Raw genomic sequence first — 14282 nt, 5'->3', positions numbered from 1 at the left:
CAGGTGGTCTGGAAGTGGTCGGTTCGCCGCCGCCTTGGAAACCTACCATTGCCGGGTCCCGATCCATCCCGGACCGGGCTTCCCGATAGGAGAACGCGATGAGTAACGATCCACAGGCAATCGTGGTGAGAGCTGTGCAACCCGAAGACTATGAGCAATGGCTGCAACTGTGGCTGGCCTACCAGGACTTTTATCAAGTCACCCTGGATGAGACCACCACCCGCACCGCCTTCAGTCGCTTGCTCGATGCCGATGAAGCCATGGCCTGCGCCGTGGCGGTACAGGGCGATGAGTTGGTCGGGCTGGTGCATGCGCTGTTGCATCGTTCGACCTGGGCGGTCGCTGATTTCTGCTACCTCGAAGACCTGTACGTGGCCCCCACCGTGCGCGGCGGCGGCACCGGCAAGCTGTTGATCGAATGGGTCCAGCGCTATGCGCAACACCACGGCTGCGCCCGGTTGTACTGGCATACCCAGCAGACCAATAAACGTGCGCAGAAACTCTACAACTGGATCGCCGAAGACTCGGGCTGCATCGAGTATCGGATGGCCCTGTAGCGCCCGCCCGCAACGCTCGCCGATATTGCTCGTGGACATATCGGCGGCTTCGCACAAAGATGCATGGTTTTTTAGCCCTTGGCCAAGTCAATGACCCACAACCTGGAACTGGACACGCTGAAGATCCGCCTGACGGACCCCAAGCTTGCCTCGCTGGATTTGCGGGTGCGGGTGCAACGGGTGCTGCGCCAGTTGATCCTCGAGGGCATCCTCGCGCCCGGCAGCCGCTTGCCCGCCACGCGCACGCTGTGCAAGTCACTGGGCATCTCCCGGGATACCGTGGAAATGGCCTACGTCCAACTGCAATTGGACGGTTATCTGTGTCGGCGCGAAGGCTCGGGCAGTTTTGTCTCCGAGAAAATCGGGCCGAGCCTGCTGGGGGCGCGCAAGCGCCAGCCAGTGATGGCGAACCAGGCGGCGGCGCTGAGTGCCAGGGGCGCGCAGATCCTCGCCAGCGGCGGCGTTACCGACCAGCAAGTGGTCAAGGCGTTTGCCACGGGGCTGCCGGAAACGCGCACCTTTCCCGTGGGCATCTGGGAGCGCCTGCACCGCCAGGCATTGAAGGATTATCGCCCGAACCTGCTGTTGCACGGCGACCCGCAAGGCGCCGAACCCCTGCGCCAGGCCATCGCCGACTACCTGAACCTGGAGCGCGGCGCGCGGGTTACGCCGGATCAGGTGCTGGTGCTGTCGAGTACGCGCCAGGCCCTGTATTTGTGCGCGCAGGTGCTGGTGGATGAAGGCCGGCCGATCCTGATGGAAGACCCCGGCTACTTCGGCGCCCGCAAGGCGTTTGAAATGGCCCAGCTCAAGGTGGTACCGGTTGCGGTGGACGCCAAAGGCCTGTGTATCGACGCCTTGCGCGCCGACCGCAGTGGCGCCAATGCCGTGTATGTCACGCCGTCCCATCAATACCCCACTGGCGCCACCCTCGCGCTGGAACGGCGCCTGGACCTGATCGCCTGGGCCGAGCAGCGCCAAGGCTGGATCATCGAGGACGACTACGACAGCCAGTTTCACTACGAAGGCCTGCCGACCGCCTGTGTACAAGGCCTGGATAGTTACCAGCGCACGCTGTACCTCGGCACCTTCAGCAAATCCCTGTACCCCGGCTTGCGCATGGGCTTTATGGTGCTGCCCCGGGAGTTGGTCAAGCCCATGACTTACGCCCGCAGCATCCTCGACGGCCACACCCCGCAAATCGCCCAGTTGACCCTGGCGCGCTTTATGAGCGACGGGCATTTCGGCAGCCATATCCGCGCGATGCGCAAAGTCTACGGCGAGCGACGTGATGCCATGGCCGAGGCGGTCGGGCGCCACTTGAGCCATGTGGTTACCGCCAGCTTGCCGCCCGGGGGCTTGCAATTGCCTTGCGTGCTGCATGAGGGATGGTCGGAGCTGGAGACGATTCGCCAGGCGGCGCGGGTGGGTATCCAACTGCCTGGCCTCACGCGGCTCTACGCCCAGCCGCCGGCAAGGGGCGGATGGCTGCTGGGGTTCTCGGCGCTGACGCCCGGTGAAATCGACAGCGCCAGCCGGCAATTGGCCAAGGTACTCAAGGGTGGTCTGGTGCAAGGTCGGGAAGTGGACTGAACGGGCGGTCCGGTGCTTGTTAGCCTTTGCGGCCTCAACCAAAGGAATGCGCCATGAACCGACCCGCCCCACGCCTGCGTCTTGCCGACTACCTGTCACCGAGCATCAGTGCGCTGATTTCCGTCATCGTCAATTACGCCGGGACCTTTGTCCTGGTGTTCCAGGCCGCGCACCTGGCGCAACTGAGCGCGGCGCAAACCGCGTCCTGGGTCTGGTCGGTGAGTATTGGCGTGGGCGTGACCGGTGCGTGGTTGAGCTACCGCTACCGCGAGCCGATCATCACGGCGTGGTCGACGCCGGGGGTGGCCTTTCTGGCGACGGTCATGGCGTTTACGCCGTATGCCGAAGTGATCGGTGCCTATGTGATGTGCGCCATCGGTTTTATCGTGCTGGGCCTGAGCGGTGCGTTCGAGCGTTTGGTGCGGCTGATCCCCGGTGGCATTGCGGCGGGTTTGCTGGCGGGGATCCTCCTGCAATTTGGTGTGGCGGCGTTTGGCGGGGCCAACGCGGACCCGCTGCTGGTGATTGTCCTGGTGGTGTCCTACGCGGTGCTGCGCCGTTTCACTTCACGTTATGCGATGGTCGGAGTTCTGTTGATTGGCCTGGGGTTGCTGCTCGCCCAACAGCGGCTTGACCTGCACAGCCTGGAGCTGCAACTGGCCGCCCCGGTGTTTGAAATGCCGCATTTTTCCATCGCGGCGTTTTTTGGCGTGGCCTTGCCGCTGTTCGTGATTACCCTGACCGGGCAATACATCCCCGGCATGCTGGTGCTGCGCAACGACGGGTTCAAGACCAGCGCCAACCCGATCATCACTATTACCGGCCTGGGTTCTTTGCTGATGGCGCCGTTCGGCGCCCATGCATTCAACGTCGCAGCGATCACGGCGGCGATCTGCACCGGGCGCGATACCCATCAGGATCCGTCCAAACGCTACATCGCCGGGTTGGTGTGTGGGGCGCTGTACATCCTGGTCGGGGTGTTTGGCGTGACGTTGGCGACCTTGTTCATGGTCCTGCCGCGCGCGTTTATCACCACCTTGGCGGGCCTGGCGCTGCTCGGCGCCATCGGTTCAAGCCTGGCCAATGCCATGGCCGATACACGCACCCGGGAAACCGCGTTGATCACTTTTTTGGCGACGGCGGCCAATGTCACGCTGCTGGGCATTGGCGGCGCGTTCTGGGGGCTGGTGGCGGGGTTGTTGGTGCATGGGGTGATTCACGGTGGGCGCGGGGTTCAGGCGCGTGCGGCGGGCTAAAGGAGTTCGGCGCGTTTCACCGCGATACCCAACGGGCCGCTGAGCTTTTCGACCCTGACCTTGCCACCCGCCCGAAGCGCATCCGGGTGGCAGATTCTTATACGTTTTTCGAGTTCTCGATCGTAGACCTTTAACCCGCTACAGCCCTTGCCGGCGGAGGTGTATTCGTAGCTGGCGATGTAGTCGCCCGGCCTTGTGCTTGAAAAAAACACAAGCAATGACAACACGAAAAATTCGGCCACGGCGATAACGGCGAGCAGCGAGATCGCCTCTTGCAACGAGTCCATTATTGTAAATCTGAGGCGCGGACTCCTGCGCCGCACCCCCAGCACAAATGCCACCGCAGCCAATAGGGGCGATGTCACCAGGCAGATCATCACGCTCAACGTATTGAAGTACACGATGCGGTCGAGCCAGAACACCCATAACCCGATGGTTGCCACGAAAAGTACTACGCCCAGGCCGACGAGCAGGCGTGTAGAGGTCAGCGGTCTTCTCAATTCAAATGGCTTCCATGCAGTGAAGCAAAGGGGTAAACGCGACAGGCACTGTGTTTGGGTCGGATAAAACAGCAGGGAGTATAAACTTCTACTTGTCTCTAATGAGAAGTATTATCATACGCGCCTCCCGTCAGCTGCCAGTCCGGAAATCACCTCGATGGCCTCATCCTCTTCCTCCCACCGTGCTGTGGGTGAACTCTACGCCCAGCATCACGGCTGGGTGGTGCAGTTGCTGCGGCGCAAGCTGGGTGGGCAGGAGCAGGCACTGGACCTGGCTCAGGACACCTTCGTGCGCATCCTCAGCAGTGGGCCCTTGCCGCTGTTGCGTGAGCCGCGGGCTTATCTCACCACGGTCGCCAGCCGCCTGTGCGGCCAGTATTTTCGCCGCCAGGCCCTGGAGCGTGCGTACGAACAATCCCTGTTGATCCTCGAGCCGGAACACGCGCCGTCGCCGGAGACCCGCTTGTTGGTACTTGAAGCACTGGATGCGGTCGGGCAGGTGCTGGACGGGTTGGGGAGCAAGGTGCGGGAGATTTTCCTGCTGTCGCAGTTGGACGGCCTGACTTATCCACAGATCGCCGAGCAACTGGGCCTGACCGTGAATGTTGTGCAAAAGGCCATGCTCAAGGCCTATCGGCATTGTTACCTGGCGGTGTACCAGGCATGACGATGTTCCAGCCAACCGACGATCAATTGTTGGATGAATACGTGCTGGACCAGGCGCTGATGTGGATGGTCACCCTGCAATCGGGCGTCAGCGGCGCCGCCGAGCAACGCGCGTGTGCAGCCTGGCGCAATGCAAATCCCCAGCATGAACTGGCCTGGCAGCGCTTGACCGGCTTGAGCCGCGACCTGCGTAGCAGCACCGTTGCCCTGCCGGCGCCCGCCGCCCGCCAGTTGTTGCGGGCGCGCAGCCTGACCTCGCGGCGCACGCTGCTCAAGGGTTTCGCCGGCCTGGGGATGGCGGCGGCCATGGGCCTGGGTGTGCGCGAGCGCGTGGTGTTGCCGCAGTTGTTCAGTGACTACCGCACCACCACCGGCGAGCGGCGGCCCTTGCAGTTGGCCGGCGCTGGCGCGGTGCAACTGGACACCCAGACGGCGGTGGATGTGCGCGGCCCGCAATTGGCCCTGAACCAGGGGCGCTTGCTATTGGCGACGGCGGCGGACACCTTCGTCGGCGTCAAGACCGCCCATGGCTGGGTGCGGCCGGTGGCGCTGTCGCGGCTGATCATCAGCCAGGATCTGCCAGGCCAGCGCGGGACCCTGGTGCAAGTGCTCGCAGGCCATGTCTGGATCGAACCGCAGCAAGGTGGCCGGGTGTCGATCGGTGCCGGCCAGCAGTTGGCCTTCGACAGCCGCCAAAGCGGCCCGGCACAACCCCTTGCGCCCGCCGCCGATGCCTGGAGCCGTGGCTTGCTGATTGCCGAGCGCATGCCGCTGGCCCAGGTGGTCGATCAGCTCAACCGTTACCGGCGCGGGGTGTTGCGCTGTGACCCGGCGGTTGCCGGTCTGCAAGTCTCGGGTTCGTTCTCCCTCGACCGCCCGGATGCCAGCCTCGACCTGCTGGCCAAGGTGCTGCCGGTGCGCGTGCAGCGGGTCTTCGGCTACCTGGCGACGGTGGTGGCGGCCTAGGTAAAAAAAATTCCATGGGGCCGGCAGTATTTGCCATCTCGTGCATCAAGACAGGGAAGACGCTGAATAAGAGCGCCCCCAACCTTTCACCACAGGACAGTCTTTATGCACAGCCGCGTCACTCCGCTTGCCAGCGCCCTGCGCGCCATCATCGTTGGTTTAACCGTGGCCACGGCCAGCCACGGCGCCATGGCCGCCGCTGCGCAACCGGCTACCGAACAGGCCCCGCGCCAGTCCTACGACATCGCTGCCGGCAGCCTGGACCGCGTGCTGGGTGCTTTCGGCAATCAGGCGGGCGTGATGATCGCTATCGATTCGGCGCTGGCCAAGGGTGTGCACAGCCAGGGCTTGCACGGCAGTTTTGCCCTGGCCGAGGGGCTTGAGCGCCTGCTGGCACCGCTGGGCCTGCAGGCCGAGTATGAGCAGGGCAGCTATCGTGTGGTGGCGCGGGCCGTCGCAGACGGGCAAGTGCAATTGCAGGCCACGCAGATCAGCGCCAACCAGTTGGGCTCGATCACCGAAGGCACTGGCTCCTACACCCCGGGCACGATTGCCACCGCCACGCGGATGGTGCTCACCCCACGGGAAACGCCGCAATCGATCTCGGTGGTCACGCGCCAGGTGATGGATGACTTCGGCCTCAATGCCATCGACGACGTGATGCGCCACACGCCCGGCATCACCGTGTCGACCTACGACACCGAGCGCACCAACTACTATTCCCGTGGTTTTTCCATCGTCAACTTCCAGTACGACGGCATCCCCACCCTGCGCGACGCGCAGTACTCGGCGGGGCAGACCCTGACCGACATGGCCCTGTATGACCGGGTCGAAGTGCTCAAGGGCGCCACCGGCCTGCTCACCGGCGCGGGCGGCCCGGGCGGTACCATCAACCTGATTCGCAAGAAGCCGACCTCGGAGTTCAAGAGCAGCATCGAACTGGGCGCCGGCTCCTGGGACAACTACCGCTCGCAGATCGACGTCAGCGGCCCGTTGACCGAAACCGGCAACGTGCGCGGCCGGGCGGTGGCGGCGTACCAGGATAAAAAATCGTTTCTCGACCACTATTCGCGCAAGACCGGCGTTTACTACGGCATCCTTGAATTCGACCTTGATCCCGACACCCTGCTGACCCTGGGCGCCGACTATCAGGACAGCGACCCGAAAGGCTCCAGCTGGACCGGTACGCGGACCATCTTCGACCCGGCCGGCAACAAACTGGACCTGCCGCGCTCGTTCAACAACGGGCCGAAGTGGAGCAGTTGGGAGCAGTACACCCGCACCCTGTTCGCCACCCTGGAACACACCTTCGACAATGGCTGGGTGACCAAGGGCCAGTACAACCATCAGATCAACGGCTACAACGCGCCCCTGGGCTACATCTCCCAGGACTCCCTGACCGCCAGCTCGATCTTTGCGCGTAAATACACCGGCGAGACCACCAGTGACAGCGTCGATGTGTACGCGTCCGGGCCGTTTGAGTGGTTTGGTCGTGAGCATCAACTGGTGGTGGGCCAGTCGTTGTCCATCTCCAAATGGAAGGGCAAGGACTACGGCAGCGCGACCTATTTCGACAACTCCTACGACTTCTACAAGTGGCACGGCGAAGCCATCGAGCCGCTGTGGAACCAACCGACCAGGATCAGCGACGAAACCACGCGCCAGACCGGCAGCTACATCACCGGGCGCTTCAGCCTGATGGAGGACCTGCACTTGCTGCTGGGCACGCGCATCGCCAACTACCAGGTCACGGGCACCAGCGACACCCGGGAAAGCGGCAAGGTCGTGCCCTATGCCGGCCTGACCTACGACCTCAACGACAACTTCACGGCCTACGCCAGCTACACCGAAATCTTCCAGCCACAAACCCAGTATCGCGACCGTACGCGCACCATGCTTGATCCCAACGAAGGCAAGAACTACGAACTGGGCCTCAAGAGTGAGTTCTTCGACGGGCGCCTGAACGCCAGCCTGGCTTACTTCGAGGTCCACGAAAAAAACCGCCCGGTTGCTGATACGGCCTACAACTCCCAGCCGGGCGTGGACTACTCCTACATCGGCACTAAAACCGAGACCAAGGGCTACGAAGCGGAAATCTCCGGTGAACTGAGCCCCGGCTGGCAGCTACAGGCCGGCTACACCCACAAGATCGCCCGCGATGCCGACAAGAAAAAGGTCGCCACCTGGGAGCCGGAAGATCAACTGAGTTTCTACACCAGCTACAAACTCCAGGGCCGCCTGGACAAACTCACCCTGGGCGGTGGCGCGCGTTGGCAGGCTGCCGGTTGGCAAAACGTCAACAACCCCGGCACGCGCCAGAGCGAAAAATTCACCCAGGACCCGTACTGGCTGGTGGACCTGATGGCCCGTTATCAACTGACGGAAAACCTGTCGGCCACGCTCAACGTCAACAACCTGTTCGACAAGGCGTACTACACCAACATCGGCTTCTACGACTCGGCGTATTACGGCGACCCGCGCAATGTGATGGTGACTACGCGCTGGGATTTCTAGGCCGCAAACGTCCCTGAAAACACCCATTCAACCGGCCCGGTAAGCAGCACCGGGCCGGTGCCACGCCATTGCACCGTGACGCTGCCCCCATCACATTCAACCTCAACGCAATCGTCCAGCAGCCCCCGACGTATCCCATTGATCGCCGCACCACACGAGCACGAGCCAGACCCCAACGGCACGCCACCACCGCGCTCCCAAATGCGCAGCCGGATATGCCGGCGGTTGATGACTTTGACGAAATGCACATTCGTGCGCGCGGGAAACAGCGGGTTGGTTTCAATCAACGAGCCGAGGGCCGCGATGTCAATGTTCGCCAGATCATCGACAAAATAGGTGCAGTGCGGATTACCCATGCTGCATGCGGTGGGCTCTCCGGCCAGTGGCAGCCGTAGGCTATCCATGGCCGTGGCCAAGGGGATCTGCGCCCAGCCGAGCAGCGGTTCGCCCATGCTCACGGTAATCGCGCCGCTGCTGGTTTGTTCGCAGGTAAGCAGGCCACGGTTGGTTCGCAGTATCACCGAGGTGCTGTTGGATTCGCGCATCAAGCGCTCGGCAACCCCTCGCGTGGCGCTGCCACAGGTATCCAGCGCAGAACCATCGGCATTCCAGAACTCCACCCGCGCCTGTGCATCGTCGCAATCGAGCATCACCGCCAGTTGGTTGAAGCCAACCCCACGGTGGCGATCCCCCATGCGCTTGGCCAGGGCGCTGGTGATAGGGTTGGTGGCGTTGCGTGCGTCGACAACGACAAAATCATCGCCATTGGCGTGCATCTTGTGAAAGTTCAGCGGCATGGTGAAGTCCTGAGGTCAGCGTGATTTGCGCGCGGGTAGAGGCGTCAATTGTCCGCTTGCTCGACCAGCCAGTCGATCAGCGCCTTGAGCCGTCTGGGCAGGGTTTCGTGGGCGGGGTGGACCAGGTAGTAACCGTAATTGACCGCCTCGCTGAACCCGCCGAACGGCAGTACCAACTCGCCATCCTGCACGCGCTTGCGCACCAGTTGCTCGCGGCCGATGGCAACGCCCGCGTGGTTGATTGCCGCGAGGGTGCTCAAGTCGGAGCGGTCAAAGGTCATGAAGCGGCTTGGCAATGGGCTGCTGTCGCCCACCGCATCCAGCCATAAACGCCATTCTGCATCGAATGAAATGTTGTCCCATGCCGCTACATCGTGCAGCACCGTGCACTGTGCCAAGCGTTCCGGGTGCCCCATCAGGCCATGGGCCTGGGCATATTGCGGGCTGCACACCGGGGCAATCCGCTCGGGCATCAGGCGCAGGCTTGCCAGGCCCGGATGCTCGCCGTTGGAGTAGCACAGCACCAGGTCAATGCGCCGGGTGCGATAGTCGATCGGTTCGTTGCCGACCCGCACATCCAGTTGAATCCCGGGGTAGCGGGCGGTGAAATCGGCCAGCCTTGGCACCAGCCAGCATTGCGCGACGGAAGGCCTGGCGTAGAAGCACAGCTGGCCTTCGATCTGCGTATCGGAACGCTCCTGCACAGCCTCGGACAGGATGTCCATGGTGTGCTGCATGACCTTGAAAATGCGCTCGCCGTCATCGGTCAGGTCGACCTTGCGCGGCAAGCGATGGAACAGCTTGAGCGACAGTTCTTCTTCCAGGCGCGCTATGCGGTGACTGACCGCACTGGCGGTCAGGCACAGTTCGTCGGCGGCGCGGGCGAAGCTGAGGTGGCGGGCGGCGACCAGGAACGTATGCAGGTTGGACAGGTGGGCGCCGTTGAGCTTGGGCGCTTTGCTCAGGCCAAGTACTGCCATGTGGGTATCCCTCTTCGCGTCAGCCGCCGGCGATCAGCGGTGGATTGTCGTTTGCAGAGCACGCCCCTTATCCAGATAAGTCGCGTACTCCTGCGCAGGTACCATGCTGCCGCCGGTACCCCAGATCAAGTGCGTGGCGTTGGCCAGTTGTGCGGCACCGACGCCAATGCGCTGCAAATACTGCGCGTCCTTGAGTACCCGCACAATGCCTGGCGCGCCGGCCAGGGCCGAAGGTTCGAGTTTTACCCCTTCAAGGTCGTGGGCGAGGAACATCAGGCGGTAGAGCTCTTCGTCGGTGACGGTGTAGTAGCCATCGATCAGGCGCTGCATCGCCTTGCCGACGAAGCCGGAGGGGCGGCCCACTGCCAGGCCGTCAGCCGCGGTGACGTTGTCGATGCCGAAGTCCTGCACGCTCACCTGGTCGTGCAGCCCGCTGTACACACCGAGCAGCATGCATGGGGAGTGGGTCGGCTCGGCAAACACACAATGCACCGCATCGCCAAACGCCAGCTTCAAGCCAAATGCCACGCCACCAGGGCCGCCGCCAACACCGCAGGGCAGATACACGAACAGCGGGTGCTCGGCGTCTACCCGCACGCCCGCCACGTCGAATTGCCGGGCCAGGCGCTCGGCGGCCACGGCATAGCCGAGGAACAGGTGGGGCGAGTTTTCATCGTCGATGAAATAGCAGGCCGGATCGTTTTGCGCCTGCAGGCGGCCGTTTTCCACGGCAACGCTGTAGTCAGAGGCGTATTCCACCACCGTCACGCCGCTGGCGCGCAGTTTGTCCTTCTTCCATTGGCGGGCATCGGAGGACATGTGCACCGTCGCCTGGAAACCCAGCTTGGCGCTGATGATGCCGATGGACAGGCCCAGGTTGCCGGTGGAGCCCACGGCGATTTTGTACTGGCTGAAAAACGCCAGTGCGCGCTCGCCGGCCAAGGCTGCGTAGTTGTCGTCGAGGGTGATCAGGCCTGCCTGCAGGGCCAGGTCTTCGGCGTGCTTGAGCACTTCATGGATACCGCCACGGGCCTTGATCGAGCCGGAGATCGGCAGGTCGCTGTCTTTTTTCAGCCACAGCGCGCCGCTGTCGGGGAGGGCGGCCTCGCTCAACAGCGCGTGCTGCATGGCCTTCAGCGGCTGGATCGCGGACTCGATGATGCCGCCCGCCGCCGCCGTCTCCGGGAACACCTTGGCGAGATAGGGCGCGAAGCGAAGCAGGCGCGCGCTGGCGTCTTGTACATCGTCCAGGGTCAGGCCGACATCCCCCAGCCCTACAGCGGCCGGGGCGATCGCGGGGTTGAACCAACTGACCGGCTCAAGCGCGACCAGTTGCTGGATAACGGGATGACTTGCATACCAGGCGTCTAGGGTTTTGCCTTGAATCATGGGAACTGCCTTTGGGGTGGGGTTCATCACACAAACCGGGAAAGAATCAGGGTAAAGACCAGGGCCGCTACCGAGGCGAGCACGGTGGCGCCGGTGAATTTCTTGAGGGCCTCGGAGAGGGAAATCCCCAGGTACTCTTTTACGACCCAGAACGCCGAGTCGGTCACGTGGGTCCAGCCGATGGCGCCGGCACCGATGGCGATCACCAGGATCTCGGGGCTGTATTGCGGGTTCTGTCCGAGGATCGGCAGCACCATGCCGGCGGTGCTGATCATGGCGACGGTGGCCGAGCCCACGGCGAAGTGCATCAGCCCGGCGATCAGCCACGCCAGGAGGATCGGGTTGATGTTGGACTGGCCCAGCACGTCCGCCAGGACTTTGCCGATGCCGCTGCCGACCAGCATGTCGTTGAACGCCCCACCTGCACCGATCACCAGCAGAATGCCGGCCAGTGGCGGGAAGCAGCGGTGGGTCAGGTCAAGCAGGTCGCCCATGCCCAGCCCACGGCGCAGGCCCAGGGACCAGTAGGCAAAGCAAATCGACAGTACGAGCGCAATCAGCGGGTTGCCTATAAAAGATACCCACTCAAACGCCATCGAGCCTTTGGCCAGCAAGGGGGTGGCCAGGGTTTTGCCCACCATCAGCGCCAAGGGCAACAGCACGGTGATCATCGCAATCGCGAAGCTGGGGGATTGGCTGTCGTCGATGTTCCCTTCGCCGCGCTCGGCCAGGAACTGCGCCTGGCCGGCCGGGGCCTGCCGCGCGCAGGTCAGCTTGACCCAGATCGGCCCGGCGATCACGGCGGTCGGCAACCCGACGATCAGCCCGTACAGAATCACCTTGCCGATATCGGCATTGAGCATGCCGGTAATGGCCGTGGCGGCAGGGTGCGGCGGCAGGATGCAGTGCACCACCATCAGCGAGGTCGCTAGCGGCACGCCCAGGTACAGCAGGTTGATCCGGGTCTGACGGGCAACCACATAAATCAGCGGGATCAGCAGCACAAATCCCACCTCGAAGAACACCGGAATCCCGGCAATAAAGCCCACCAGCATCATCGCCCACGCGGCGTTCTGCTCACCCAGCAGCCGCAGCAGCGTGGTCGCAATGCGCTTGGCGCCGCCAGACTCTTCCAGCAACTTGCCGAGAATACTGCCCAACCCAATGATGCCGGCGAGAAAGCCGAGCGTGCTGCCCATGCCCTTCTCAAATGCCGAGACAATGGCGGTGGGGGTCATTCCCGTGCCGACACCCACCAGCAGGCTGGCGGCGATCAGGGCGAGGAATGGATGGACGCGACATTTACCGATCAGCATGACGATCAACAGGATTGACGCGCCGAGGATCAATAGAGAAAAGGTAGGGGACATGGGTGGGTCTGCTCCATCGCAGTTATTGTTAGTTGTTTGCGATGGATTAGATTTCAGGCCTATGGCGGGGACAAACGATGATTCGTCAGGCGCTAGTTGAAGCCTGTTCACTTATGGCCAGGGGCTGGCGATTGCTCGACAATGCGCGGCGCCTGCGCAATCGTCAGGCCCTTACAGGAGTTCGAGCACTTGAAAGCATTACTGTTAACCGGATGTATTGCCCTGGCCCTGACGGGTTGCACCTTCACCGGCGTCAATGAAATCGCTCCCGGCCAATACATGATCACCAGCCACGGCAGCATCTTTAACTCCCGCGAAGGCTTGTTGGAAAACATCAACCAAAAGGCCGCCAAGGCCTGTGATGGCAAGCCATATCATCTGGAAGGTGATACCGGGGCCAATATGGTGGTTGCCACGCAGACGCATATTGGCAGCACGCCGACCACCGTCTTGGGGTTGAAGGCTGTTTGTGAAGAGGGCGGTCAGTAACCTGGCGGTGTACCGGGGATTACCCCGCGCAGCACCATTCGCGTAATAGTCGCGGCCGCGCACGCATAGTCGGCGTCGTCGGGTGTTGGCTTGCCGGTAATCAACGACATCTGCCAGCCGAGGTTGGTGTAGGTCCGCGTTGCCGACCAGATGAACAGCATCAAGTGTTCCGGATCAAAAGGGCCGAGCAGGCCACGGTCGATCCAGTTGCGCAGGCATTCGACATTACGCCGCACCTCGGCCTGGAGCAGGTCCCTGCATTCATCCGGGAGTTGTTTGCCTCCAAGTAGTAGTTCGTGGCTGAAGACCTTCGAGGTCAGCGGGTTTTGCTCAAGGATGCGAATCCTGGCATGGACATAGGCCTGTAGTGCCACCACCGGATCGTCGCTGGCGCGCAGTTCTGCAGACGCCTGGAGCAGGGGCTCTACAAAGCTGAGCAGCACCTGGGCGTACAGGTTTTCTTTACTGTGGAAGTAGTAATAGAGGTTTGCCTTAGGGACCCCGGCGCGTGCGGCGATGGTGCGGGTCTGGGTCGCGTCGAAGCCTGTGGCGGCGAATTCCTCGCAGGCAGCCTGCAGGATCACACGTTGATGATGCTCACGGGTGCGGCAACGCTCGGCACCGTCTTGCGCGCTAGAGGTGGTCATGATGAGGGCTCATGGCTGTATCATTGACGAATATCGCAATATACAAAACTACATAGCGAATGACCTGCGCTTTCTAACAGCGGCAGGTTTTATGAAGACTTACCCAAGGACACCCCATGACACATGACATCGAGCAAGCGGTTCTGTTGTTTTCCTACGGCACCTTGCAGGACAAGGCCGTGCAGCTGTCCAATTTTGGCCGCGAATTGAAGGGCCGCCCCGATACGCTGCCCGGTTACACGCAACAACTGGTCGAAATCACCGACCCCGCGGTGCTGGCCGCCAGTGGGAAAACCCATCATCCCATCGTGCAGGAGAGCGCCAACCTGCAGGATGAAATCGCCGGCACTGTTTTCGAGATTACCCAGCAGGAACTGATTGCCGCCGATGCCTACGAGGTGGCGGACTACAAACGAGTCAGCGTGGCCCTCAAATCGGGCAGCCGGGCCTGGGTGTATGTACGGGCTTGAGCCTGCTGCGCGAATCGCTGTCGTTGTCTTTACACAGCGCTAAGCGTAATGATGGCTGGAGTTCTTAACTGAAAAGTCAAAAAAGGCC

At 62.4% G+C, this 14282-nt stretch carries 14 protein-coding genes; 8 read left to right on the top strand and 6 right to left on the bottom strand.

Annotated features, from left to right (window positions below; all coding sequences use genetic code 11):
• Positions 1–98: 98 nt before the first annotated feature.
• The 3 genes from HBO12_RS25965 to HBO12_RS25955 all read left to right on the top strand — a co-directional run bounded on the left by HBO12_RS25965 (position 99) and on the right by HBO12_RS25955 (position 3406).
• Positions 99–557, top strand: coding sequence for a GNAT family N-acetyltransferase (locus HBO12_RS25965; RefSeq protein ID WP_170043655.1), 459 nt, complete (start codon positions 99–101; stop codon positions 555–557).
• Between the two features lie 90 nt (positions 558–647).
• Positions 648–2150: a MocR-like pyridoxine biosynthesis transcription factor PdxR gene (pdxR, locus tag HBO12_RS25960; protein ID WP_170043654.1), complete on the top strand. Its 1503-nt coding sequence runs from the start codon at positions 648–650 to the stop codon at positions 2148–2150.
• Positions 2151–2203: 53 nt separating this feature from the next.
• Entirely contained in the window at positions 2204–3406 is a 1203-nt protein-coding gene (locus HBO12_RS25955) for a benzoate/H(+) symporter BenE family transporter (RefSeq protein ID WP_170043653.1), read from the top strand.
• Here the strand turns inward: HBO12_RS25955 and HBO12_RS25950 are convergent.
• A complete protein-coding gene (locus HBO12_RS25950; protein ID WP_170043652.1) occupies positions 3403–3906 on the bottom strand; it encodes a hypothetical protein in 504 nt (167 codons plus the stop codon). The two genes, HBO12_RS25955 and HBO12_RS25950, sit on opposite strands and share 4 nt — an antisense overlap.
• Before the next feature lie 157 nt (positions 3907–4063).
• Between HBO12_RS25950 and HBO12_RS25945 the strand changes: the two genes are divergently transcribed.
• The 3 genes from HBO12_RS25945 to HBO12_RS25935 all read left to right on the top strand — a co-directional run bounded on the left by HBO12_RS25945 (position 4064) and on the right by HBO12_RS25935 (position 8052).
• Entirely contained in the window at positions 4064–4573 is a 510-nt protein-coding gene (locus HBO12_RS25945) for a sigma-70 family RNA polymerase sigma factor (protein ID WP_057440199.1), read from the top strand.
• Positions 4574–4575: 2 nt separating this feature from the next.
• Positions 4576–5538, top strand: a complete 963-nt coding sequence (locus HBO12_RS25940; RefSeq protein ID WP_346343195.1) for a DUF4880 domain-containing protein — start codon at positions 4576–4578, stop codon at positions 5536–5538.
• A 105-nt stretch (positions 5539–5643) separates the two neighbouring features.
• Entirely contained in the window at positions 5644–8052 is a 2409-nt protein-coding gene (locus tag HBO12_RS25935) for a TonB-dependent siderophore receptor (protein WP_170043650.1), read from the top strand.
• Here HBO12_RS25935 and dapF read toward each other — a convergent pair.
• The 4 genes from dapF to HBO12_RS25915 are packed head-to-tail and all read right to left on the bottom strand — an operon-like array spanning position 8049 to position 12588.
• Positions 8049–8849 carry a diaminopimelate epimerase gene (gene dapF / locus HBO12_RS25930; protein ID WP_170043649.1) on the bottom strand — a complete coding sequence of 267 codons (801 nt, stop codon included), beginning with the start codon at positions 8847–8849 and terminating at the stop codon, positions 8049–8051. The genes HBO12_RS25935 and dapF overlap by 4 nt on opposite strands.
• A gap of 44 nt (positions 8850–8893) precedes the next feature.
• A complete protein-coding gene (dsdC, locus tag HBO12_RS25925; protein WP_170043648.1) occupies positions 8894–9829 on the bottom strand; it encodes a DNA-binding transcriptional regulator DsdC in 936 nt (311 codons plus the stop codon).
• Positions 9830–9862: 33 nt separating this feature from the next.
• Positions 9863–11218: a D-serine ammonia-lyase gene (locus tag HBO12_RS25920; protein WP_170043647.1), complete on the bottom strand. Its 1356-nt coding sequence runs from the start codon at positions 11216–11218 to the stop codon at positions 9863–9865.
• A 26-nt stretch (positions 11219–11244) separates the two neighbouring features.
• On the bottom strand, positions 11245–12588 hold the full coding sequence (locus HBO12_RS25915; RefSeq protein WP_169955103.1) for a GntT/GntP/DsdX family permease: 1344 nt from the start codon (positions 12586–12588) through the stop codon (positions 11245–11247).
• Between the two features lie 189 nt (positions 12589–12777).
• Here HBO12_RS25915 and HBO12_RS25910 point away from each other — a divergent pair, with 189 nt between their 5' ends.
• Entirely contained in the window at positions 12778–13077 is a 300-nt protein-coding gene (locus HBO12_RS25910; RefSeq protein WP_169955102.1) for a hypothetical protein, read from the top strand.
• Here the strand turns inward: HBO12_RS25910 and HBO12_RS25905 are convergent.
• Complete coding sequence (locus HBO12_RS25905; RefSeq protein WP_169955101.1) at positions 13071–13724, bottom strand: TetR/AcrR family transcriptional regulator; 654 nt, start codon at positions 13722–13724, stop codon at positions 13071–13073. The two genes, HBO12_RS25910 and HBO12_RS25905, sit on opposite strands and share 7 nt — an antisense overlap.
• A 116-nt stretch (positions 13725–13840) precedes the next feature.
• On the opposite strand from HBO12_RS25905, the gene HBO12_RS25900 reads away from it, so the two are divergent.
• Positions 13841–14194, top strand: coding sequence for a gamma-glutamylcyclotransferase family protein (locus tag HBO12_RS25900; protein WP_169955100.1), 354 nt, complete (start codon positions 13841–13843; stop codon positions 14192–14194).
• The last annotated feature ends 88 nt before the right edge of the window (positions 14195–14282 follow it).

Origin of the sequence: Pseudomonas sp. WS 5059 (assembly GCF_012985525.1) — a bacterium.
Lineage (GTDB): Bacteria > Pseudomonadota > Gammaproteobacteria > Pseudomonadales > Pseudomonadaceae > Aquipseudomonas.
This window is presented reverse-complemented; position numbering and strand designations above follow the sequence as displayed.